Genomic DNA, 20,573 nt, shown 5'->3' on the forward strand with positions numbered 1-20,573 from the left:
TTTTCCGGCCTTGGTGCATGATGGCAACGTCGACCAGCCCACAGCGAGCTCCGCCATGCCCCTCCTCCTGCTCACCATGATCCATGTTGCCATCAGCATCGTTGCCGCCTTTGCCGGCGTGGTGATGCTGGCCGACCGGCTGCGCGGCCGTACGCCCGATGGCTGGGAAAAGCTTTTCATCTGGACAGCCGTCTTCACCAGCGCGTCGGGCTACCTGTTCCCGGCCACGCAGATCACCCCGCCGCATATCGTCGGCGTGGCCGCATTGCTCACCTTCGCCGTCGCGCTGCTGGCGCGGCGCAAGAAGCTGGCCGGCCGCTGGCGGGCGATTTATGCCGCCAGCCTGGTGGTCAGCGTCTACTGGCTCACCTTCGTGTTCATCGCTGAGGCCTTCCTGCGCGTGCCGCGCATCGGCGCCTATGCGCCCACTTTAAGCGAGCCGCCCTTTGCCGTGGCGCAGGCCATCGCGCTGGTGGTCTTCGCGCCCCTGTGCTGGCTGGTGGTGCGCAAGGCGCGCCAGACTGCGCCCGCCGGCGCGACTTATCCGGCGTAAGGCAACACCCGTTCGGCCAGCGCCGTGTCCATGTATTCCGTGATGGCCACCACCTGGCCGTCACGGAATGTGAAGATCATGCAATAGCGGTTCTCATAGGCGCCGCGCTTGGTGCGGTTGAGCCCACGCGCCTCCACCACCACACGGTCGCCTTCGGCAATGAAGGCCTCGGCCACGCAGCGGTTCGGACCATCGAACTGGGCATTCACCTTGGCCAGCAGATCGCCCAGCACCGCCGCCTTGCCGGCATAATGCAGCGGCCAGTCGGTGCCGCCGGCAATCGTCCAGGTCACATCATCGGCCATCAGCCCGACAAACAGCCGGCCGTTGCCTTTCGCCGTTTCGGCAAACGCCTCCTGCAGGCGCTGCTTGTTCTGTGCCGTGGTCATGCTGCAACCCCGCGCGGAAACATCGTCGCCGCCGGCTCGGGCGGCAGGCGCAATCCGTTGGCCAGATAGGCGACCGTGCGGTAATAGCCGGCCAGCAACAGCAGTTCCATGATCGCTTCCGGGCTGTGGCGACTGCTCAGTTCACCCCACAGGCCATCGGGAATATCGGCGCTGGCATGCAGCGCATCGGCCAGCCGGATCATCAGGCGATCCTCCGCGGCCCAGCAGGCATCCTCGGCATTGCCGTAGACAGTGGAGAATATCTGGTCGTCATCCAGGCCGGCATCGGCGGCGAAGAACCGGATGCGCAAACCCCATTCATATTCGCAGCGGCAATTGGCAGTGACGCGCAGCAGCAGCACCTCGCGCTGGCGCAGCGCAATATTGCTGCCTTCGAAATAGATCGGCGCGCCCTTGATGAAGCGATGAAACAGGTTGCCGTCGCGCGCCAGCGCCCGGAACAGCGCAAACGGCGGCTGCCAGCCCGCCGGCAGGCGATCCAGCACGGCCTGGATGCCGGGCGCATAGGGCGGCGGGGCAAGGTCGATGCGCTGCGGGCGCGGATGGTTGCTGGCTCGTGTCGTATTCATGGGTCGTCTCTCCGATAGCGGTTACGCCACGGATCATGGGCCCGGTTTGATCATTCTTCCAATTGATGGTTGATATGATCTATATTCGTTTCATGAATTTATCCGCCCTCGACCTCAACCTGCTGGTGGCGCTGGATGCGCTGGTGACCGACACCCATGTCGGCCGCGCCGCCACCCGCGTGGGCCTGTCGCAGCCGGCGATGAGCCATGCGCTGCGCCGCCTGCGCGACATCCTGAACGATCCCCTGCTGGTGCGCGTGGGCACCGGCATGGAGCTGACGCCGCGCGCCCAGGCGCTGCGCGCGCCGCTGAAGGAAACGCTGGAGCAGGTGCGTGGACTGTTCGTGGCCGACGGCTTCGATCCGGGCAGCAGCAGCCGGCGCTTCGCCCTGATGGTGCCCGATCACCTGACCAACCTGATCATGCCGCCGCTGGTCATGCGCGTCGGCGCGGAAGCGCCGGGTGTGCGGCTGGATGTGACGCCCTGGCGCGGCATTTCCTATCTGGGCCCGGATTTCTCGCGCCACATCGATTTCGTGGTGAATTGCCATAACGACGCTTTCCCCGGCTTCCATTACCAGCGCGTGTTCGGCGATGCGGACGTGCTGGCGGTGCGGCGCGGCCATCCGCTGGCGGCGAAGCTGAAAAAGCGCGAGGTGTTCCTCTCGGCCCGCCATGTCGGCGTGATCGGGCGCGGCCTGCGCGAGGATCTGATCGACACCTGGCTGCAGGCTAATGCCGGTTACAGCCGGCCGCTGGCGTTGACCGTGCCCAGCTATCTGCAGGCCCTGCATATCGTGGCGCGCAGCGACCTGGTCGCCTTCGTGCCCAGCCGCATGATCGCCAGTCTCAGCGACCAGCTCGGGATCATCGCCGTGCAGCCGCCCCTCGCACCCGACGGCGATACCGAATACGTGTTCTGGCCGACGCGCACCCAGAACGATCCCGGCGCGATCTGGCTGCGCCAGCATCTGATCGCGGTCGGCCGCGAGATCGACAAGCAGAAACGGAAAGCCGCCTAGAGCCCGGCGAGAGACAGCCTTGCCGCGATGAAGTCGATCAGCAGCCGCAGCCGCGCCGGCATCACGCCCGGCAGCCACACCATCTGCAGCGGCATGGGCGAGGTTTCAAATTCCGACAGCAGCAGCTCCAGCCGGCCGTCATCCAAATAGGGCCTGATCTGGTAGAGCGGCGCCTGGCCGATGCCCAGACCCGCCACCACCGCCTCGATGCGGGCCGGCGCGGTATCGGAGCGGAAGCGGCCCTTCACCGGTATCTGTTCTGCGGCGGCGCCCTCGCCGAACTGCCAGCTGTCGTTGCTGTGCGTGCTGAAACGGGTGACGCAGTCATGATCCTTCAGATCATGCGGCGCCTGCGGCCGGCCGCGCGCCGCCAGATACCGCGGCGAGGCGAAGATGACGCGCCGGATCATGCCCAGCCGCCGCATGCGCAGCGATGAATCCTCCAGGAAACCGAACTGCACCGCCAGATCGAAATTCTCGGCCAGCAGATCGACATAGCGGTCTTCCAGCGACAGCTCGATATCGACGTCGGGATGACGCTCCATGAAGGCGGTCAGCACCGGCAGCACATGGGCCACGCCGAACCGCGACGAGGCGGCGATGCGGATGCGGCCGGCGATGCCGGCGCCATCTTCCGCGACGGCCTCGCGCGCCAGGTCCAGATCGGCCAGCACGGTCTTCAGGCGCTGATAGAAATTCCGGCCGGCCCCGGTCACCCGGCTTTGGCGCGTGGTGCGCGCCACCAGCTCGACGCCCAGTTCCTGCTCCAACATCTGCAGCGAGCGGCTGACCGCCTGCAGGGAGCGGCCAAGCTGGCGCGCCGCCCCGGTGAGGCTGCCGCGATCCACAATCGCCACGAAAGTCCGGTAATCCGCCAATTCTGACATTATATTATCCCTATAATCAGGATAATATATCAATAATTTGGATGATTTTCACGTAAATCATCAGGATGCATCCTGCGGCCAGCCCCTCCGTCCGGATTGCCCCATGACGTTCAGCCTGCCGCTTCTCTACTGGCCTTCTGTCTTTTTCCGCCGGATGGAGGCCGAGCCCTCGCCGGCCATCGATACACCGGCGCCAGCCCTGCATGCGGATATCGGGCTGCCGCCACAGGATGATGTGCCTGCCGATGCCACGGCGATGGCAGCGATGCTGCGCGGCCGGGGCTATCTGCTGTGAGCTAATCCGCCGCCGTATCCAGCCGGCGCACGCGGCTGCGCGGGAAGCGCACGGTGACGGTGGTGCCCGCGCCTTCCTGGCTGTCGATGGTGACCGAGCCGCCATGCAGCCGCATCAGCGCCTGCACCAGCGGCAGACCGAGACCGGTGCCGCCATAGGCCTTGTTCATATGATGATGCAGCTGCACGAAAGGCTCGAACGAGCGCGGGATGTCTTCGCGCTTCATGCCGATGCCGGTGTCGCTGATCGCCACCGCCAGCCGGCCGTCCTCCTCCAGCATGGCCGCCAGCGTCACGCGGCCGCCGGCCGGCGTGAACTTCACGGCATTGCCCAGCAGGTTGAGCAGAATCTGCCGCAGCGCGCGTTCGTCGGCCACCAGCAGCGGCAGGTCGGCCGCCATATCGGCCTGCAGTGTCACGCCCGCCGCCGCGGCGCGTTCGCGCAGCAGGCGCAGGGCCATCCTGCCCTGCTCCAGCACGTCGATCTCGGCCTCGCTCAGCTCGGTGGCGCCGGCCTCGATGCGGGTATGATCCAGCAGGTCGTTCACCAGACTGAGCAGATGGCGACCGCTGGCCAGGATGTCGGTGGCGTAATCCTTGTAGCGCGCATCGCCCAGACTGCCGAACAGCTCGTTGGTGAGGATTTCGGAAAAGCCGATCACCGCGTTCAGCGGCGTGCGCAGCTCGTGACTCATGTTGGCGAGGAAGGCGCTCTTGGCCTGGTTGGCCTCTTCGGCCGCCAGCTTGGCGCGCGTCAGGTCGTCGATGGCGCGGCGCAGGGCATCGGCGTCGCGATTCACGCGCGCGATGACACGATTGTACTGCAGCGCGATGGGCTCGACCTCCGAACCCACGGCGACGCGCACCGGCTGGTCGAAACGCCCCTCACCGCGCTGGCGCTCCATGTCGTTGACCAGATCGAGCATGGCCGAGCCCGCGCCATGTTCGGCCTGGTTGAGGCCCACAGCCTCGGCATTCTGGGTCACACGCAACGGCAGCACCAGATTGATCAGGCGCAGCAGGCCGTAGGTGACGCCGAAGGCATAGACGCCGGCGGCGGCGCAGCCCAGCAGCTGGATGCCGAACTGGGTCCAGCGGTCGTGCTCCGCAGGCCAGCCCGCCGGATCGCCGAAGATCGCCACCGCCAGCGTGCCCCAGATGCCGGCGCACAGATGCACCGGCACGGCGCCGACCGCGTCGTCGATCTTCAGCCGCTCCATGCCTTCGGCCGCCGCCAGCGCGACTGCACCGCCGATGCCGCCGATGATCACGGCGCTCAGGCCCGATGTGTTGTGGCAGTTGGCGGTAATGGCGACCAGGCCGGCCAACGTGCCGTTGAGAAAGTCTTCCACGCGGATCTTGCCATGCAGCATCTGCGACAGGATCAGCGTCGCCACCGCGCCGGCACAGCCACCCAGCGTGGTGTTGATCAGGATCGAGGGCACGGTTTCATTGAGCGCCAGCGTGGAGCCGCCGTTGAAGCCGAACCAGCCGAACCACAGCAGCATGACGCCCAGCGTCGACATCACCAGATCATGGCCGCGCATCGCGGTCTGGCCCTTGGCGAAGCGGCCCTTGCGCGGGCCGATGATCAGCACGGCGGCCAGCGAGACCCAGCCGCCGATCGAATGCACGACCGTGGAACCGGCGAAGTCGATAAAGCCAAGCTCGGCCAGCCAGCCGGGCGCGCCGCCGAACTGGCCGGTATTCCAGGCCCAGTGCGCATAGACCGGATAGATCAGCCCGGAGATCACGACGGTGACCACCATGTAGCTGGTGAAGCTGACCCGTTCGGCCACCGCGCCCGAGACGATGGTGGCCGAGGTGCCGCAGAACATGAGCTGGAAGAGGAAGAAAGCGCCCACGGCGATTTCGCCACGGCCGTCGAACAGCCCGTGGCTGACGCCGATCCAGCCGCTGGTGCCGCTGCCGAAGGCGAGGCCGAAGCCGAAAGCCCAGAACAGCAGGCCGGCGATGCAGAAATCCGCCAGGTTCTTCAACGCCACGTTGATGCTGTTCTTGGCGCGGACAAAGCCGCTCTCCAGACAGCAGAAGCCGGCCTGCATGGTGAAGATCATGCAGGTTGCGACCAGGATCCAGATAATGTCGATACGATCCGCCGTCATGCGCCCCCTGCAGGATGTAGCAAGAGGCATACCAGCGTGAATCGCCCGATTCCCGCGCCCGAAACCGCCTTGTCCCCGGCAGCGGCCTGCCTATATTTTCGCCAGGGCTGTCGGCATTTGCGGCGGAGGCTGTTGGCTTTTGGCCCCCACCCCCTTATCTGTGAAGCCGACTCATAAACTTTGCGCCCATAACCCTTGCGATTGTGAAGACCGCCATGGACCTTTCAGCCAAGCCCGCCGCCACGCCCGGCCTGACCGGCTTTTCCGCCGATCCCGCCACGCCCGTACCCGCAACGGTGGCGGGTGACCTGATCAAGGACGCCGACATCACCACCTTCATGCAGGATGTGGTGCAGGCCTCCATGCAGGGTCCGGTGCTGGTCGACTTCTGGGCGCCGTGGTGCGGCCCCTGCAAGCAGCTGACGCCGGCGCTGGAAAAGCTGGTGAAGGGCGCGGGCGGCAAGCTGCGCCTGGTCAAGATCAATGTCGACGATCCGAAGAACCAGCCGCTGGCGCAGCAGCTGCGCATCCAGTCGATCCCGGCGGTCTATGCCTTCTCGGGCGGCCAGCCGGTCGACGGCTTTGTCGGCGCGCTGCCGGAAAGCCAGCTCAAGAAATTCGTCGAGGGCCTGCCGGGCGCAGGCCCGGTGCAGGATGCCGCCGCGGATGCCATCGAGGCCGGCAAGACCGCGTTGGGCACACAGGCCTTTGAAGATGCCGCCGCCGCCTTCTCCGAAGCGCTGGGCGCGGAGCCGGAAAATCCGGCAGCCCTTGGCGGTCTGGCGCGCGCGCTGATCGGCATGGGTGAAGTGGAAGCCGCCAAGGAAATTCTCGATGGCGCGCCGCCGGCGATCGCCGAGCATGCCGAGATCGCCGCCGCACGCTCGGCGCTGCAGCTGCTGGAAGACGGCGCTAAAGCGGCCGGCAACCTGAAGCCGCTGGAAGACGCCGTCGCCGCCAATCCGAATGACCATCAGGCGCGCTACGACTATGCGCTGGCGCTGGTGGGCGACAACCGGCAGGGCGAGGCACTCGACCAGCTGCTGGATATCGTCAAGCGCGACCGCAAATGGAACGAGGAAGCCGCGCGCAAGCAGCTGGTGACCATGTTCGAGGCGCTGGGTCCGATGGACCCGCTGGTGGTGGACGCCCGCCGCAAGCTGTCCTCCATCCTGTTCGCCTGACCCCATGCATGACAGCGGCACCACACCGGAAAACATCGGGGCGCTCAGCCGCACCATCCCGATCTTTCCGCTGACCGGTGTGCTGCTGCTGCCGCGCGGGCTGCTGCCGCTCAATATCTTCGAGCCGCGCTACCTCGCAATGACGCGAGCCGCACTCAGCAGTACGAAGCTGATCGGCATGGTGCAGCCCAGCGAACCGTTCGGCCGGGGTGGCCAGTCACCGCCCGACAAAGCTGCCGACGTGCAGCCGGTGGGCTGCCTCGGCCAGATCGTCTCGGCCACCGAGACCGATGACGGCCGCTTCCTGCTGACGCTGCGCGGCCTGTGCCGCTTCTACATCGCCCGCGAGGTCGAGGCCGACACGCCCTATCGCCAGGTCGAAGCCGATTACACGCCCTATGCCGAAGACCTGAAGCCGCAGCTGGACGGCCTGTGTGACCGCAACCGCCTGCTGCATGCTCTGCAGGGCTATTGCGCGCGCCATAACCTGCCGGCCGACTGGGATGCGATCACCGCAGTGAACGACGACCTGCTGGTGCATTCGCTGGCGATGATCTGTCCCTTTACCGCCGGCGAGAAACAGGCTCTGCTTGAGGCTGGAAACTTCAAGGCGCGCGCCGCCTTGCTGGTCAGCCTGCTGGAAATGGCGATGCTGGATGCCGCCAGCCTGCCGCGCGGCCACAAGCTCAACTGAGGACGACCGACATGACCGAAGGTTTCACCCCCCCTGTTCCGCAGAAGCCGCTGCCGCCGTCGCACAGCAATGCGCCGGTCGATCCCAAGCTGCTGGAGCTGCTGGTCTGCCCGGTCACCAAGGGGCCGCTGACCTATGACCGCGCCCGCAGCGAACTGGTCAGCGAGAAGGCCGGCCTGGCCTTCCCGATCCGCGACGGCATTCCGATCATGCTGGTGGACGAAGCGCGTCAGCTCGACGACACGCCGTAAGGCATCCATGACCGAGTACGGCATCTACCAGAAGGCCGGCCGCCCGGCCTGCACCGACCTGCGCTACATCTCTGCCGAGAAGCGGCTGGAGGTGGTGTTCGAGGACGGCAAAAGCTTCAGCTTCACCGCCGAGTTCCTGCGCATCGAAAGCCCGTCAGCCGAAGTGCAGGGTCATGGCGCCGGCCAGAAGACGCTGGTGCCGAGCCGCCGCCATGTCGGCATCATCGGCATCGAGCCGGTCGGCACCTATGCTGTCCGTCTGAAGTTTGACGACCTGCACGATACCGGCCTGTACAGCTGGGAATGGTTCTACGACCGCGGCCATGACCAGGACGCGCTGTGGCAGGACTATCTCAAGCGGCTGGCGGCGCGCGGCCTGTCCCGCGATCCGCGCACGCCGCACTGAACCTTTAGAACTTCACGTCCAGGCCAAGGCCGAAGGTACGCGGCCGCAGGATGTCGGCAGTGCTGTCCGCGGTATATATCTGGACCGCATCGCGCGAGTCCATGACGTTCCGGACAAAGGCGAAGACGCGGGCACTGCTAAATTCATAGCCGGCCTGGGTATTGGCCACCCAATACGCCGGCACCTTGCCGCGCCGCGTGTTGCTGATGTCGGAATAGTAGGTTTCCGAATACCGCGCATCCGCCCCCACATCGAAGCCCCCACCAAACTTGTAGGTAAAGCCCATATCGGCGGTCAGCGCAGGCGACTTGGGCAGATCATTACCCGAGAAGCCGGTGAATTCGTCGATCTCGGTTTTCAGCAGGCCAACACTGCCGAAGACCGTAAGGCCCTGGGCAACCAGATAGCGCGCACCGATTTCAGTGCCCATTGTATGCGCCTTGGGTGCATTGACGACGATGGCGTCGAAGCTGCCGGCCGGTGTGTAGGGCACCTGCATGCTTTTATAATCGGCGTAGAAAACATTGCCGGTCAGGTTGAGCCGGCCGCCCATCAGGTCGATGCGGGTATAGGCCTCGTAGTTCCAGACATATTCCGGCTTGAAGGCGTAGGAAATGATCGGTGCGAAGAAGGTGAGCCCGGCGCCGCCACCGTTATAGCCGCGCGACACCACGGTGCCGATAGTCCAGTCCTTCTCCACATGCCACGCAACCCCTAGCTTAGGCAGGAAGACCTCGTAGGTTTCGTCCAGATTCACCTCGGTCACACCGCCGGCAAGACGCTGGCGGCGACGGTTCTCGCGTTCCAGACGACCGCCCAGCGTGACATCGACATCGGACAGCAGGCTGTAAGTGCCCTCGCCGAATGTGGCGTAGGTGGTGGTCAGGTCTTTGAAGGTGTTGTTGCCGCCGAAGAAGTTGTAGACGAAGATTTCGTCCAGGCTGGAATGGAAAGCATGCAGGCCGGCTAGGCCCTTAAGGCGGCCATCCAGCGCGGTGAAGCGGATGCGCGGCTCCTCCAGCACCTCGTAACCATCGACGCGGGCGAAACCCTCGCCCGGCGGCGCCAGACGTGTGATGCCGAGATCGGTGTAGGAGAAGGTGTTCTCCAAAGTCATCGCATCGCTTTTTATCCACTTGGTTTCGGCGATACCGCTGAGGGTGCGCGGCTCGAAGGTGGGCATCCGCTGGTAATTCGCGCCCGTGGTCAGGCCTGCTTCCGGCCAGATCACCTGCTGGCCCTGTGGCTGCAGGGTTTCGCTGTAATTCACGGTCAGCAGCGTCGAGAATCCATCGAGCTTCCGAGGCTCGAATAGCAACTTGCCCCGCAACGTATTGGATTCGAATTCACCCGGATCGGACACATCCTTGTAGGGTGTAAAATTACTGATGTAGCTCTGATGCGTGCGGCGTTCCGCGGTCGCACGAAATGCGAGCTGATCGTCGATGATCGGACCCGAGACATAGGCGCCGAGCTGACGCTGCTGCTGGTTACCGATCATGGCGCGGCCGCCGCTCTCCCACTCCCAGGTCGGATCCTTGGTCTTCACCACGATGGCGCCGGCGATGGCATTGCGGCCCTGCATGCTGCTCTGCGGCCCGCGCAGCACCTCGACCTGATCGACATCCCACAGTGAAGAATCGCCATAGACCAGTTCATTGAAGGTGGCCGGACGGCCGTCGATCTGCAGGTTGAGGCGCGGCCGGATACCGGCAGCGAATGCGTAGCCGCCATTTGTCGGCCCGGTGCCATCGATGCCACGCACAGTGGGCGCAAAGTTGTTGCCCGGCGTCGCCACCACATTCGGCACACGCTCGATCAGGCTGTTGGTGCTGGGCATATAGGGGCGATCTTCCAGCGCCTGCCGGTCAAACACCGCCACGCTAGTCGCGGTCTCATGCATTGTGCGTTCGGTCTTCTCGCCGGTGACGGTGAGCGCATCCAGCACCACGCCGCCGCTGCCCTGCGGGGCGTCGAGCAGCGTTACCGTGTTGCCGTCGACCATGCGATAGGTGATGCCCGTACCGGCCAGCAGGCGGCGCAGCGCCTCGCGGGCGGTCAGATTGCCCTGCACGGCAGCCACGCGGCGCCCCTGCAACGACATGCCGGTGGTGACGGTCTGCAGCCCGGTGGCCCGGCTGAAGCCGGCCAGGGCGGTATCCAGCGGCTGGGCCGGCAGGTCGAAGGCATAGGACCGCTCGGCCTGGGCGACCTGGACTGAGCCGGGCGACTGCGCGGTCTGGCCATGGGCTGAAAATACTGAAAAACCGGCAATTATACCCGCAACAACCTGCAGCCCGCGACGCGCAATCATACTAACCCCCAAATGCAAATGCGTGTTCTTTGCATTATGAGACGAGACACTTCCCCGAACCCGGACCAGCCCGGGGCGGAATTTTCAGAAAATCGCGATCAGCGCCCGCGCCGGACCCGCAGCAGCCCGCCCGGCCAGTTCTGCACCTGCAGCGGCATGGTCCCCTGCAGTGCTGCCAGCGCCCGCTCCGGCTCGGCCACCTGCAGACGCGCCGTCACCCGCAGGTCACCCACATCGGGATCGGCCAGCAGGATCGGCGCCCAGCGATAGCGGCCGATCTCGGCCAGCACGGTTTTCAGCGGCACGGCGTCATAGCTGCGCCAGCCGGCAGCGAAATCCGCAATGCTGTTCGGATCGACAGCTGCAGATTTGTCCAGCTGCTCCGCATCGGCGCGCAGGGATTGCCCGGCGGTCAGATGTGCTTCGACACCAGCCCGGTTGCGCACGGCGACGCGGCCGTGCTGCACGGCGACATAATCGCGCACACCATCCTGCGTCACCAGGAAACGGGTGCCGATCACCGTAACGGTCGCCCGCGCTGTCTCCACCATCAGTGGCCGCTGCGGATTGGATACGGCCTCCACCACCACACCACCCTTGCGCAGGACGATGCGGCGATGCGTGGGCGTATAGTCGATATCGACAGCCGCGCCGGCATCCAGCGTCAGTTGCGTGCCATCGGCCAGCGTCGTCTGCAACATGCCATAGGCTGGCGCGTGATAGTCGGCCACGACCCAGGCGCCGAAACCGGGCATCAGCAGCAGTGCCCCGGCCGCGACGAGGGTCAACACCGCCGCGACAGCGGCCATCCAGCGCACGCCGTTGAACGGCTGCGGCACGATCTGCTCCGTGGCCGCCAGGGCCTGGGCGAGCTCGTCACGCCGCCAGAAGTGCACGGCATTCTGCCAGGCCCGTTCATGCGCGGGATCGGCCTGACGCCAGGCCCGGCAGGCCGCATCATCCTCGGCACTGACGCCGGCATCGCTCACACGCATCAGCCAGCGCGCAGCCTGCTCGGCAAGCGCGTCGTCATCGGCGGACGGAAGATGGTGGACGGACATGGTTTCGCTGATCGGTTGTCTTGAACGTATGACGGGGCAGAGGGGGCAACCCCGACGCTTCACGGCTCACATTTAGGTGTTCGGCCTACCTCAGGGCCAGTCCTCACCCAGCACGGCGCGCAGGCGCTGCAGCGCGCGGGTCAGGGCTTTTTCCACCGCGGCCGGGCTCAGGCCCGTCCGTACGGCGATCTCGGCATGGCTGAAGCCGTGCAGGCGCTTCATCGTCAGCACCTGACGCTGCTGCACGGGCAATGCAGCCAGGCCAACCTGCAGCCGCCGCAACAGGTCGCGGTCCAGCGCCACGGTTTCCGGCGATGGTTGCGCGGCAGGCAGGCTTTCATCCAGCGCCTCGCGATCCAGCACGCTGTCGGCGACACGACCGTGCCGCAGCGCGTCGGTAGCGAGATTGCCGGTGATGCGGAAGAGATAGGCCCGCGGGTTATCCAGCAGCGGGTTGCTGTCGTTGACCGCATTGGCGAGCCGCACGAAGGTATCCTGCACCACATCGGCCGCGCGTTCGCGATCGCCGAGCCGGCGCAGCGCAAACCGCTGCAACTCGTCGCGATGCAGCTCGAACAGCCGCGCGATATCGAATGTGCGCCTCACAGACCCCCGGCACCCTTCCCGGTGGCTCGACGCCGCCCGGATTTATCTGATGACTGGGGGCACCCTAGGCTAACTGCGAATGACTCGCAAGTACCGGATTACCGGTTTATGCCCGGCCGCCAGTACCACAGCATCAGGGCTGCCGGGATGCCCAGTGTCAGCCAGGACAGGCCATCCCAGATGCCATCTTCCAGCAGCGCCGAGATCAGGCCGACCAGGCTCATGATCCCGAGCAGGATCGGCATGCCCCACAGTTTCATGTTCATCACACACTCCCCCGCGCGGCGAGATCGAGCTGGGCGCCGGTATCCGCTTCCAGCTCGCGGATGCGCTGCTCCACCGGATTGCGGCGGCGCTTGAGCCAGAGATAGAGCCCGCTGCCGAGAATGACGATGGTGAGGATGTCGAACAGCGCCCAGATGATCTTGAGCGGCATGCCGCCGTAATCGCCGAAATGCAGCGGCTGCGACACCAGCAATGCGGTCGCGTACCAGGGCAGCTCGCGGCTGTCGGTGAGGTCGGCAGTCACAGCATCGACCAGCACCGGCTTGAGCAGGCGCGCGGTGAGCGGCGTCTCGCCACGCATGAAGATGGCATAGTGATGCGGGCTGGAGAAATTACCACCCGGGAAGGCGACGAAGCCCGGCGTCATACCCGACGCATTGGCCTTCGCAGTGGCCATCGCGGCATCGAGAGGCCCGAGCTTTTCCGGCACCGGCTGACCAGCATAAGGCGCCACCATCGCGCCAAGCTGGTCATACTGCCAGTATTTGAAGATCAGGTCGGCCCAAGTGTTGATCACGCCGGTACCGCCGACAACCAGCGCCCAGGCCACGGTGATGATGCCCAGCATGTTATGCAGGTCGAGCCATTTGATGCGGGTGCTGCGCTGCTTGCGCACGGTGCCGAAATCCAGCTTCTTCATCAGCGGGCCGTAGACAGCGATGCCGGTGACGATGGCGACCACGAACAGCAGGCCCATGAGACCGAGGAACAGCTTGCCCGGTAGCCCGGCGAACAGGTCGACATGCAGCTGGAACATGATGCGCATGAAATCGAGATCGTTCTGCGACATCACCTTCAACACATCGGCCGTGCGGTTGTCGAAGGCGAGGAAGTGCAGATTCTCGTTCGCCTTCGGGTCAGCACCGGTGGTGACCCAGACCAGATGCGGCTCCTCGTCGTCCCAGGACATGAACATGACATGCTCGCCGGGCTTCTGCGCACGAGCGGCCTCGACCACCCGGTCGAGCGAGGTCTTCGGCGTACCGGCCGGCATTTCGGCCACTTCGGGCTCGTCGCCCAGCAGATGTTCGATCTCATGATGGAAGATCAGCGGCAGGCCGGTGATGCAGAGCATCAGCAGGAAGACCGTGCAGATCAGGCTGGTCCACTTATGGACAAGATACCAGGCCTTGAAGGTCTTCACGGTCATGGGGCGCTCCGGCGGCGAAAAAGCGGAAAAACAGGGCTCTGCCCTGTTAGACGAAGCAGGCGACAAAAACCGGAACGGAATTTCGGCTTTTAGACCGGCTCGCCCCGCAAAAGACGGGGCACCTGGCCCAGATCGCCCATCGCATGGCGCATGAACAGCTTTTTCAGCGGCGGGATACGGTCGACCAGACCCAGGCCCAGATCGCGGGCCAGACGCAGCGGTGCGATGTCATTGGAGAACAGCCGCGTCAGGCCGTCGGTCACCGCGCCCAGCACCACATTGTCGACGCGCCGCCAGCGCTCGTAGCGCTCCAGCACATCGGTGCGGCCGATATCCAGGCCGAGCCGTTTCGCCTCGACCACTGCCTCGGTCAGCGCCGCGATGTCGCGCAGGCCCAGATTGAGGCCCTGCCCCGCGATGGGATGAATGCCATGCGCCGCATCGCCGATCAGCGCGAGACGATGACCAGTGTAGCGCTGCGCCAGCAGGAAGCTGAGCGGATAGGACCAGCGCGGACCGGTGACATCGCAGGCGCCATAACCGGTCCCGAAGCGCAGCCGCATTTCGACGGCGAAATCCGCATCGTTCAGCGCCATGATCGCGGCGGCGCGCTCCGTCGGCTCGGTCCAGACCAGCGAGGAGCGATGGCGGCCCGCGTCATCGTCGGGCATCGGCAGGATGGCGAATGGCCCGGCCGGCAGGAAGCGTTCCTGCGCCACGCCTTCATGCGGCAGCGCATGCTGCACGGTGCAGACGATGCCGGTCTGGTCGTAATCCCAGTTCAGGGTGCGGATGCCGGCCTGCTGGCGGATGGCGGACTGCTTGCCATCGGCGCCGATCACCAGGCGCGCGCGGATGTGGCGGCCGTTGGCCAGCGTGAGCCCGGCCGGCGCGCCGGCACCGGATGCGCCGTAGACGATCTCGGTCGCGCTCATCGGCGCGATCAGTTCGATCCTGGGCTGCGCGGCGATGGCGGCCTGCTGGGCCACCCGCAGCACGCGGTTCTCGACCAGGTAGCCGAAGGGATCGGTCCCCAAGTCGCTGTGGTCGTAATGGAGGAACAGCAGCGAGTCGCCGTCCGAGACCCGGATATCCCACATCGGCTGGGCCTTTGTGACATGGTCCCACAGACCAATCGTGGCCAGCATGCGCTGGGAGGCCAGCGCGATCGCCGAAACACGGCCGTCAAAGCCGGCTGCGGTGATTCTGGCCGGGTCCTCGCGGTCGATCACGGCCACTGAAATGCCGTGGCGGGCCAAGGCGATGGCCTGGGTCAGGCCGTTCAGGCCGCCACCGATCACGGCGACGTCGAACAGGTCTCCAGCAGAGGCGGGCTGCGCGGTCATGGCGCGTACCATCCGCAGACGGAGGTCGCTTGTCCAGCCGCCCCGCAGCCTTTCCGCGGCAATTTCTTTGGACGGCGGGTGCCTGCCGTACTAGCTTTTGAACCATGCAGTTCAGGCCGCAGGCGCTTCTCCTTGTGCTGGCATGGCTGACGGGCTTCCCGGCCTTGGCCGCCGAGAAGATGCCCGTCGATCTGGAATTGATGCTGGCCATCGACATCTCGGGCAGCATCGATGCCGAGGAAGCCCGGATGCAGCGCGAAGGTTATGCCCGCGCCCTGGTCGACCCCATGGTGATAAAAGCGATCCGCGGCGGCATCCATGGCAAGATCGCGCTGGCCTATTTCGACTGGTCGGATTCCTACATGCAGACCGAGGTGATCGACTGGGTGCTGGTCCATGATCAGGCCAGCGCCGAAGCCGTATCGCGCAAGCTGCTGGAACAGCCGACCCGCACGGCGCGCCGCACCAGCATCACCGGCGCCATCGCCCATGCCATTCCGCGCTTCGGCGCCGGACCGTACAAGGGCGTGCGGCAGGTGCTGGATATTTCCGGCGACGGCCCCAACAACGACGGCGGCCCGGTCGACCTCGCCCGCGACAAGGCGCTGGCCGCCGGCATCATCATCAACGGCCTGCCGATCAACAACAACCGGCCCAGCCCATGGGGCTTCCCGGCGCTGGAAGATCTCGACCGCTATTACGAAGGCTGCGTCATCGGCGGGCCGGGATCGTTCGTCGTGGTGGCCGAGGATTTCAAAAGCTTCGGCGAGGCGGTCCGGCGCAAGCTGATCCTGGAAATCGCCAGCACGCCCCAGGTGGTGCCGCCGGCCTGGCAGCGCATCGGTCCGCCGGTCTTCCACAAGGCCCAGTCCGGCTCCGCCCGCTATTCCAAGGGCTGCGATATCGGCGAACGCCAGAGCCAGGAATTCTGGCGTCGCCGGATCGACCAGTAGCCGCCAAATCTGCGCCAATCCCACCGAAATCACCGGCCCGCGCCTTGGCCTCGCCCGGTTTTTGCCGTATTTCCACGGAATAACCGACCGGACTGAAAAACCGACCCGGCCCACCCGTCTGATCCGCTGCTGTCTCGGAGTATTCCCATGACCACCCGTCCCGGTCCCTTCGACCGCGCCGACTTTCCGTTCGCTCTTCGTCTTGTGACCGAAGCGGCGGCCATCGCCTCTTACGACTGGGTCGGTCGCAGCAAGAAGGAAGACGGCGACGGCGCTGCCGTGGAAGCCATGCGCAAGGCGCTGGGCAGCATCAACGTCAATGCCATCGTGATGATCGGCGAAGGCGAGAAGGACAATGCCCCGCTGCTCTATCGCGGCGAGCGCATCGGCGCCGGTGAGCCGGAAATCGAGATCGCCGTCGACCCCATCGAGGGCACGACCAACATGGCCAACGGTGTCGACAATTCGATGGCCGTGATGGCGATGGCGCCGCGTGGCGCGATGTTCGACCTCGGCCCGAGCTTCTACATGGACAAGCTGGTGCTGCCTGCACCCGCCAAGGGCAAGGTCGATCCGACCTGGCCGGTGAAGAAGAAACTGGAAGCGCTGGCCGCCGCGCTGAACAAGCCGGTGTCGGAGCTGCGCATTTTCGTGCTGAACCGCAAGCGCCATCACGCCATGATCAAGGAAATCCATGATGCCGGTGCGCGCACCGTGTTGCAGGAGAACGGCGATGTCGCCGGCGCCTTCATGGCCGTGCAGAAGGGCAGCCCGGTCGATGCGCTGTTCGGCACCGGCGGTTCGCCCGAGGGCATCATCACCGCGATCTTCGTGCGCGCCATGGGTGGCGAGTTCTTCGGCCGCGTCGATCCGCAGGGCGACGAAGAAGCGAAGAAGGTGAAGGAATTCGGCCTCGACAGCACCAAGTGGCTGTCGGGCAGCGAACTGGTGAAAAGCGACGACGCGGTCTTCATCGCCACCGGCATCAACTCCGGCCCCGTCTGCCGCGGCGTCACTATCGAAGGCGGCATCGCCTATACCCACAGCGTGATCCTGATGGCCAAGACCGGCGCGCGCTACGATATCTCCAGCCGCTTCCCGCGCAGCTGAGCCAGAGCATCCGCATGAACGCGCGCGACGTCGCGATCACGCCCTTCGACGGGCAGAAGCCCGGTACATCTGGCCTGCGCAAGAAGGTGACCGTGTTCCAGAAGCCCGGCTATCTGGAAACCTTCGTGCAGGCGGTGTTCGATACGCGGCCCGATCTCAAGGACGGCATACTGGTGCTGGGCGGCGACGGCCGCTTCTTCAATCGCGAGGCGATCCGCATCATCCTGCGCATGGCCGCCGCCAATGGCATTGCCCGCGTGCTGGTCGGCCAGGGCGGCATCCTGTCGACGCCGGCCTGCAGCGCGGTGATCCGTCGCCGCCAGGCCAATGGCGGCCTGATCCTGTCGGCCAGCCACAATCCCGGCGGGCCCGATGGTGATTTCGGCATCAAGTACAACATCGCCAATGGCGGCCCGGCCCCGGAAGCCGTGACCGAAGCGATCTATGCCCGCACGCAGGTGATTGACCGCTACCGCATCCTGGAGATCGATGCGCCGGGACTGGATCGCATCGGCGAGTTCAGGCTGGGCGAGATGACCGTCAGCGTCTTCGATCCGGTCGCCGATTACGCCGAACTGCTGCAGACGTTGTTCGACTTCGACGCCATTCGCCGCCTGATCGCCCGGCCCGGCTTCCGCTTCCGCTTTGACGCCATGCATGCGGTCACTGGACCTTATGCCAAACGCCTGTTCATCCAGATGCTGGGCGCTTCGGCCGCCAGCGTGATCAACGCCGAGCCGAAGGAAGATTTCGGCGGCGGCCATCCCGATCCGAACCCGGCCTATGCGCCGGAACTGTACAAGGCCGCCGTCACCGATGCCGCGCTGGACTTCGCCGCCGCATCCGATGGCGATGGCGACCGCAACATGATTCTGGGCAAAGGCATCGCCGTGTCGCCCAGCGACAGCCTGGCCGTGCTGGCCGCCAACGCGACGCTGGCTCCGGGTTACGCCAAGGGCATCAGCGGCGTGGCGCGTTCCATGCCGACCAGCCGCGCTGCCGATGCGGTGGCCATCGCGCTGAAGATCGAAAGCTTCGAGACACCGACCGGCTGGAAATTCTTCGGCAACCTGATGGACAGCGGCCGCATTACGCTCTGCGGCGAGGAAAGCTACGGCACCAGCTCCGCCCATGTGCGCGAGAAGGATGGCCTGTGGGCCGTGCTGTTCTGGCTCAACCTGCTGGCGGCGAAACCGGACCAGACCGTGCTGTCGCTGCTGCAGGCGCACTGGCGCCGCTTCGGTCGCCATTTCTACAGCCGCCATGACTATGACGCGGTGGATGCGCAGATCGCCGCCGCCGCGCTGGATCGCCTGCGCACCAGCCTGCCCGGCCTGGTCGGCCAGACCCTGGCCGGCATGACCGTCACGGCGGCCGACGATTTCGCCTATACCGACCCGATCGACCATTCGGTCAGCAAGGGCCAGGGCCTGCGGGTGATTTTCGGTGAGCAGGCCCGCCTGATCGCCCGGCTGTCCGGCACGGGCACCGAAGGCGCCACCGTTCGTTTGTATTTCGAACTGTTCGAAGCCGATCCGGCACGACAGGGCGATGACGTGCAGACCCGCCTTGAACCGATGATCGAGCTGGCCGAACGGCTGACCGGTCTGCGCGCCAGCAGTGGCCGCACCGGTCCGGACGTGGTCACGTAAGGTCTCTGTAACACTTTCATGCAACCGTCGGAGGGATGATGTCGCTGCCGCCGCCGATCGACCAGACACCTGCCTGGCGCGCCCTGGCCGCCCATGCCTCGGCCACCCGCACGCGGCAATTGCGCGACCTGTTCGCCGCCGATCCGGCACGCTTCGAAACTTTCTCCTATCGCTGCGGCGACATGTTGCTTGACCTGTCGCGCCAGCGCATCGACGCCGAGACGCTGGAGCTGCTGCTCGATCTGGCCAAGACCGCCGATGTCGAAGGTTGGCGCGACCGCATGCTGCGCGGCGAGCATATCAACACCACCGAAGACCGCGCCGCCCTGCATACCGCGCTGCGCCTGCCCACCGGCAGCAGCCTGCTCGTGGGCAACACCGACATCGCCGCCATGGTGCATGGCGAACTGGCTCGGATGGAAGAGATCATCACGGCGTTGCGCGATGGCACCTGGCGCGGCATTACCGAAAAGCAGTTCAAGAGCGTCGTCGCCATGGGCATCGGCGGCTCGGACCTCGGCCCCCGCATGGCGCTGGAAGCACTAACCGCCGACCGACTGCCCGATATCGATGTCCATTTCGTCAGCAATGTTGACGGCGCCGATATCGCGCGCGCGCTGGAGAAATGCGAAGCTGAAACCACGCTGTTCATCGTGGCCTCGAAGACCTTCACCACCCAGGAAACCATGGCCAATGCCGAGACGGCGCGGGCCTGGCTGCAGGAAAAACTCGGCCCCGGCATCATCGACTGGCCGCGACATTTCATGGGCCTGTCGGCTAACACCACGGTGCCGGGCAAGTTCGGCATCCGGCCGGAACAAGTGCTGCAGTTCTGGGACTGGGTCGGTGGTCGCTATTCGTTGTGGTCGGCCATCGGCTTCCCCATCGCGCTCAGCATCGGCATGGACAAGTTCCGCCAGATGCTGGACGGCGCCCATGCGATGGACCATCACTTCGCTACCACGCCGCTGGAAGAGAACCTTCCCGTCCTGATGGCGCTGGCCGGCGTGTGGAACATCAACTTCCTCGGCTCGACCTCACTCGCCGTCCTGCCCTACGACCAGGGCCTGTCCAAGCTGGCCCCGTATCTGCAGCAGGCGGATATGGAGAGCAACGGCAAGAGCGTCGACCGCTGGGGCCGGTCGCTGGGTTATGCCACCGGACCTGTGGTGTTCGGCGAACCCGGCACTAACGGCCAGCACGCCTTCTATCAGCTGCTGCATCAGGGCCCGCAGGTGATCCCGGCCGATTTCGTCGCGCCGCTGAAGAGCCGCTACCCGTTAGGCAAGCATCACGACATGCTGCTTGCCAATGTCTTCGCTCAGGCCGAAGCCCTAATGCGCGGCAAGACTCGCGCCGAAGCCGAGACCGAACTGCGCGATGGCGGTGCGGATGACGCCACCGTGGCGGCGCTGGCCCCGCACAAGGTCTTCTCCGGCAACCGGCCCAGCAGCACGCTGCTGTTGCCGCAGGTCGATCCGTATCACCTCGGCATGCTGATCGCGCTCTATGAGCACAAGATTTTCACTCAGGGTGTCATCTGGGGCGTGAATTCCTTCGACCAGTGGGGCGTCGAGCTGGGCAAGCAGTTGGCCAAGCCGATCCTGGAAGAGCTGAGCGACGCGGCCGTGCAACACGAGCATGACAGCGCCACCAGCGGCCTGATCGCCCTGGCGCGCGTGCCCAAGACTTGATCCGGC

General features: G+C 65.4%; 21 protein-coding genes. 11 read left to right on the forward strand and 10 right to left on the reverse strand.

Going from position 1 to position 20,573, the window contains the following annotated elements:
* The first annotated feature begins 55 nt into the window (after window positions 1-55).
* Window positions 56-553, forward strand: a complete 498-nt coding sequence (locus AC1RRE_RS15585) for a hypothetical protein (RefSeq protein ID WP_492982109.1) — start codon at window positions 56-58, stop codon at window positions 551-553.
* Here AC1RRE_RS15585 and AC1RRE_RS15590 read toward each other — a convergent pair.
* Both AC1RRE_RS15590 and AC1RRE_RS15595 read right to left on the reverse strand, forming a co-directional pair.
* Complete coding sequence (locus AC1RRE_RS15590; protein WP_492982110.1) at window positions 541-942, reverse strand: nuclear transport factor 2 family protein; 402 nt, start codon at window positions 940-942, stop codon at window positions 541-543. The two genes, AC1RRE_RS15585 and AC1RRE_RS15590, sit on opposite strands and share 13 nt — an antisense overlap.
* Entirely contained in the window at window positions 939-1,532 is a 594-nt protein-coding gene (locus AC1RRE_RS15595) for a carboxymuconolactone decarboxylase family protein (protein WP_492982111.1), read from the reverse strand. The genes AC1RRE_RS15590 and AC1RRE_RS15595 overlap by 4 nt, the downstream gene beginning before the upstream one ends.
* Window positions 1,533-1,624: 92 nt before the next feature.
* Here AC1RRE_RS15595 and AC1RRE_RS15600 point away from each other — a divergent pair, with 92 nt between their 5' ends.
* The gene (locus tag AC1RRE_RS15600; RefSeq protein WP_492982112.1) at window positions 1,625-2,554 is read left to right on the forward strand and encodes a LysR family transcriptional regulator; all 930 of its coding nucleotides are present in this window, start codon (window positions 1,625-1,627) and stop codon (window positions 2,552-2,554) included.
* On the opposite strand, the gene AC1RRE_RS15605 is transcribed toward AC1RRE_RS15600, so the two are convergent.
* Window positions 2,551-3,441, reverse strand: a complete 891-nt coding sequence (locus AC1RRE_RS15605) for a LysR family transcriptional regulator (RefSeq protein ID WP_492982113.1) — start codon at window positions 3,439-3,441, stop codon at window positions 2,551-2,553. The two genes, AC1RRE_RS15600 and AC1RRE_RS15605, sit on opposite strands and share 4 nt — an antisense overlap.
* Before the next feature lie 103 nt (window positions 3,442-3,544).
* On the opposite strand from AC1RRE_RS15605, the gene AC1RRE_RS15610 reads away from it, so the two are divergent.
* Entirely contained in the window at window positions 3,545-3,736 is a 192-nt protein-coding gene (locus AC1RRE_RS15610; RefSeq protein WP_492982114.1) for a hypothetical protein, read from the forward strand.
* Between the two features lies 1 nt (window position 3,737).
* Here AC1RRE_RS15610 and amt read toward each other — a convergent pair whose 3' ends face one another.
* On the reverse strand, window positions 3,738-5,861 hold the full coding sequence (gene amt / locus AC1RRE_RS15615; RefSeq protein ID WP_492982115.1) for an ammonium transporter: 2,124 nt from the start codon (window positions 5,859-5,861) through the stop codon (window positions 3,738-3,740).
* A 215-nt stretch (window positions 5,862-6,076) separates the two neighbouring features.
* Between amt and AC1RRE_RS15620 the strand changes: the two genes are divergently transcribed.
* From AC1RRE_RS15620 to AC1RRE_RS15635, 4 genes are read left to right on the forward strand one after another with little or no spacing between them, the layout of a single operon-like run.
* Window positions 6,077-7,045 (forward strand): tetratricopeptide repeat protein, encoded by a 969-nt coding sequence (locus AC1RRE_RS15620; protein WP_492982116.1) that lies wholly within the window; start codon window positions 6,077-6,079, stop codon window positions 7,043-7,045.
* A 4-nt stretch (window positions 7,046-7,049) separates the two neighbouring features.
* Window positions 7,050-7,739 (forward strand): LON peptidase substrate-binding domain-containing protein, encoded by a 690-nt coding sequence (locus AC1RRE_RS15625; protein WP_492982117.1) that lies wholly within the window; start codon window positions 7,050-7,052, stop codon window positions 7,737-7,739.
* A gap of 11 nt (window positions 7,740-7,750) precedes the next feature.
* Window positions 7,751-7,990: a Trm112 family protein gene (locus tag AC1RRE_RS15630; RefSeq protein WP_492982118.1), complete on the forward strand. Its 240-nt coding sequence runs from the start codon at window positions 7,751-7,753 to the stop codon at window positions 7,988-7,990.
* A gap of 7 nt (window positions 7,991-7,997) precedes the next feature.
* Window positions 7,998-8,396 carry a gamma-butyrobetaine hydroxylase family protein gene (locus AC1RRE_RS15635; RefSeq protein WP_492982119.1) on the forward strand — a complete coding sequence of 133 codons (399 nt, stop codon included), beginning with the start codon at window positions 7,998-8,000 and terminating at the stop codon, window positions 8,394-8,396.
* A 4-nt stretch (window positions 8,397-8,400) separates the two neighbouring features.
* Here AC1RRE_RS15635 and AC1RRE_RS15640 read toward each other — a convergent pair whose 3' ends face one another.
* From AC1RRE_RS15640 to AC1RRE_RS15665, 6 genes are all read right to left on the reverse strand, one after another.
* On the reverse strand, window positions 8,401-10,710 hold the full coding sequence (locus AC1RRE_RS15640) for a TonB-dependent receptor (protein WP_492982120.1): 2,310 nt from the start codon (window positions 10,708-10,710) through the stop codon (window positions 8,401-8,403).
* A 98-nt stretch (window positions 10,711-10,808) separates the two neighbouring features.
* A complete protein-coding gene (locus tag AC1RRE_RS15645; RefSeq protein WP_492982121.1) occupies window positions 10,809-11,771 on the reverse strand; it encodes a FecR family protein in 963 nt (320 codons plus the stop codon).
* Between the two features lie 90 nt (window positions 11,772-11,861).
* Window positions 11,862-12,377, reverse strand: coding sequence for an RNA polymerase sigma factor (locus tag AC1RRE_RS15650; protein WP_492982122.1), 516 nt, complete (start codon window positions 12,375-12,377; stop codon window positions 11,862-11,864).
* 98 nt (window positions 12,378-12,475) lie between these two features.
* Window positions 12,476-12,643, reverse strand: coding sequence for a hypothetical protein (locus tag AC1RRE_RS15655; RefSeq protein WP_492982123.1), 168 nt, complete (start codon window positions 12,641-12,643; stop codon window positions 12,476-12,478).
* Entirely contained in the window at window positions 12,643-13,812 is a 1,170-nt protein-coding gene (locus AC1RRE_RS15660; RefSeq protein ID WP_492982124.1) for a PepSY-associated TM helix domain-containing protein, read from the reverse strand. The genes AC1RRE_RS15655 and AC1RRE_RS15660 overlap by 1 nt, the downstream gene beginning before the upstream one ends.
* 89 nt (window positions 13,813-13,901) lie before the next feature.
* Window positions 13,902-15,158 (reverse strand): UbiH/UbiF/VisC/COQ6 family ubiquinone biosynthesis hydroxylase, encoded by a 1,257-nt coding sequence (locus tag AC1RRE_RS15665; RefSeq protein ID WP_492982125.1) that lies wholly within the window; start codon window positions 15,156-15,158, stop codon window positions 13,902-13,904.
* 104 nt (window positions 15,159-15,262) lie between these two features.
* On the opposite strand from AC1RRE_RS15665, the gene AC1RRE_RS15670 reads away from it, so the two are divergent.
* From AC1RRE_RS15670 to pgi, 4 genes are all read left to right on the forward strand, one after another.
* Window positions 15,263-16,111 carry a DUF1194 domain-containing protein gene (locus AC1RRE_RS15670; RefSeq protein WP_492982126.1) on the forward strand — a complete coding sequence of 283 codons (849 nt, stop codon included), beginning with the start codon at window positions 15,263-15,265 and terminating at the stop codon, window positions 16,109-16,111.
* Between the two features lie 147 nt (window positions 16,112-16,258).
* Window positions 16,259-17,221: a class II fructose-bisphosphatase gene (glpX, locus tag AC1RRE_RS15675; protein WP_492982127.1), complete on the forward strand. Its 963-nt coding sequence runs from the start codon at window positions 16,259-16,261 to the stop codon at window positions 17,219-17,221.
* A gap of 14 nt (window positions 17,222-17,235) precedes the next feature.
* The gene (locus tag AC1RRE_RS15680) at window positions 17,236-18,873 is read left to right on the forward strand and encodes an alpha-D-glucose phosphate-specific phosphoglucomutase (protein ID WP_492982128.1); all 1,638 of its coding nucleotides are present in this window, start codon (window positions 17,236-17,238) and stop codon (window positions 18,871-18,873) included.
* A 44-nt stretch (window positions 18,874-18,917) separates the two neighbouring features.
* Window positions 18,918-20,567 (forward strand): glucose-6-phosphate isomerase, encoded by a 1,650-nt coding sequence (gene pgi / locus AC1RRE_RS15685; protein ID WP_492982945.1) that lies wholly within the window; start codon window positions 18,918-18,920, stop codon window positions 20,565-20,567.
* The last annotated feature ends 6 nt before the right edge of the window (window positions 20,568-20,573 follow it).

The organism is Ferrovibrio sp. GW821-FHT12D07, assembly GCF_058807275.1.

What these genes read in the sequence shown, in the direction of transcription:
- AC1RRE_RS15610 (WP_492982114.1), top strand. Translation starts at nt 3,545, where the DNA reads ATGACGTTCAGCCTGCCGCTTCTCTACTGGCCTTCTGTCTTTTTCCGC.
- AC1RRE_RS15585 (WP_492982109.1), top strand. Translation starts at nt 56, where the DNA reads ATGCCCCTCCTCCTGCTCACCATGATCCATGTTGCCATCAGCATCGTT.
- AC1RRE_RS15670 (WP_492982126.1), top strand. Translation starts at nt 15,263, where the DNA reads ATGCAGTTCAGGCCGCAGGCGCTTCTCCTTGTGCTGGCATGGCTGACG.
- AC1RRE_RS15635 (WP_492982119.1), top strand. Translation starts at nt 7,998, where the DNA reads ATGACCGAGTACGGCATCTACCAGAAGGCCGGCCGCCCGGCCTGCACC.
- AC1RRE_RS15680 (WP_492982128.1), top strand. Translation starts at nt 17,236, where the DNA reads ATGAACGCGCGCGACGTCGCGATCACGCCCTTCGACGGGCAGAAGCCC.
- AC1RRE_RS15595 (WP_492982111.1), bottom strand. Translation starts at nt 1,532, where the DNA reads ATGAATACGACACGAGCCAGCAACCATCCGCGCCCGCAGCGCATCGAC.
- AC1RRE_RS15665 (WP_492982125.1), bottom strand. Translation starts at nt 15,158, where the DNA reads ATGACCGCGCAGCCCGCCTCTGCTGGAGACCTGTTCGACGTCGCCGTG.
- AC1RRE_RS15655 (WP_492982123.1), bottom strand. Translation starts at nt 12,643, where the DNA reads ATGAACATGAAACTGTGGGGCATGCCGATCCTGCTCGGGATCATGAGC.
- glpX (WP_492982127.1), top strand. Translation starts at nt 16,259, where the DNA reads ATGACCACCCGTCCCGGTCCCTTCGACCGCGCCGACTTTCCGTTCGCT.
- AC1RRE_RS15605 (WP_492982113.1), bottom strand. Translation starts at nt 3,441, where the DNA reads ATGTCAGAATTGGCGGATTACCGGACTTTCGTGGCGATTGTGGATCGC.
- AC1RRE_RS15620 (WP_492982116.1), top strand. Translation starts at nt 6,077, where the DNA reads ATGGACCTTTCAGCCAAGCCCGCCGCCACGCCCGGCCTGACCGGCTTT.
- AC1RRE_RS15590 (WP_492982110.1), bottom strand. Translation starts at nt 942, where the DNA reads ATGACCACGGCACAGAACAAGCAGCGCCTGCAGGAGGCGTTTGCCGAA.
- AC1RRE_RS15660 (WP_492982124.1), bottom strand. Translation starts at nt 13,812, where the DNA reads ATGACCGTGAAGACCTTCAAGGCCTGGTATCTTGTCCATAAGTGGACC.
- amt (WP_492982115.1), bottom strand. Translation starts at nt 5,861, where the DNA reads ATGACGGCGGATCGTATCGACATTATCTGGATCCTGGTCGCAACCTGC.
- AC1RRE_RS15645 (WP_492982121.1), bottom strand. Translation starts at nt 11,771, where the DNA reads ATGTCCGTCCACCATCTTCCGTCCGCCGATGACGACGCGCTTGCCGAG.
- AC1RRE_RS15630 (WP_492982118.1), top strand. Translation starts at nt 7,751, where the DNA reads ATGACCGAAGGTTTCACCCCCCCTGTTCCGCAGAAGCCGCTGCCGCCG.
- AC1RRE_RS15625 (WP_492982117.1), top strand. Translation starts at nt 7,050, where the DNA reads ATGCATGACAGCGGCACCACACCGGAAAACATCGGGGCGCTCAGCCGC.
- AC1RRE_RS15640 (WP_492982120.1), bottom strand. Translation starts at nt 10,710, where the DNA reads ATGATTGCGCGTCGCGGGCTGCAGGTTGTTGCGGGTATAATTGCCGGT.
- AC1RRE_RS15600 (WP_492982112.1), top strand. Translation starts at nt 1,625, where the DNA reads ATGAATTTATCCGCCCTCGACCTCAACCTGCTGGTGGCGCTGGATGCG.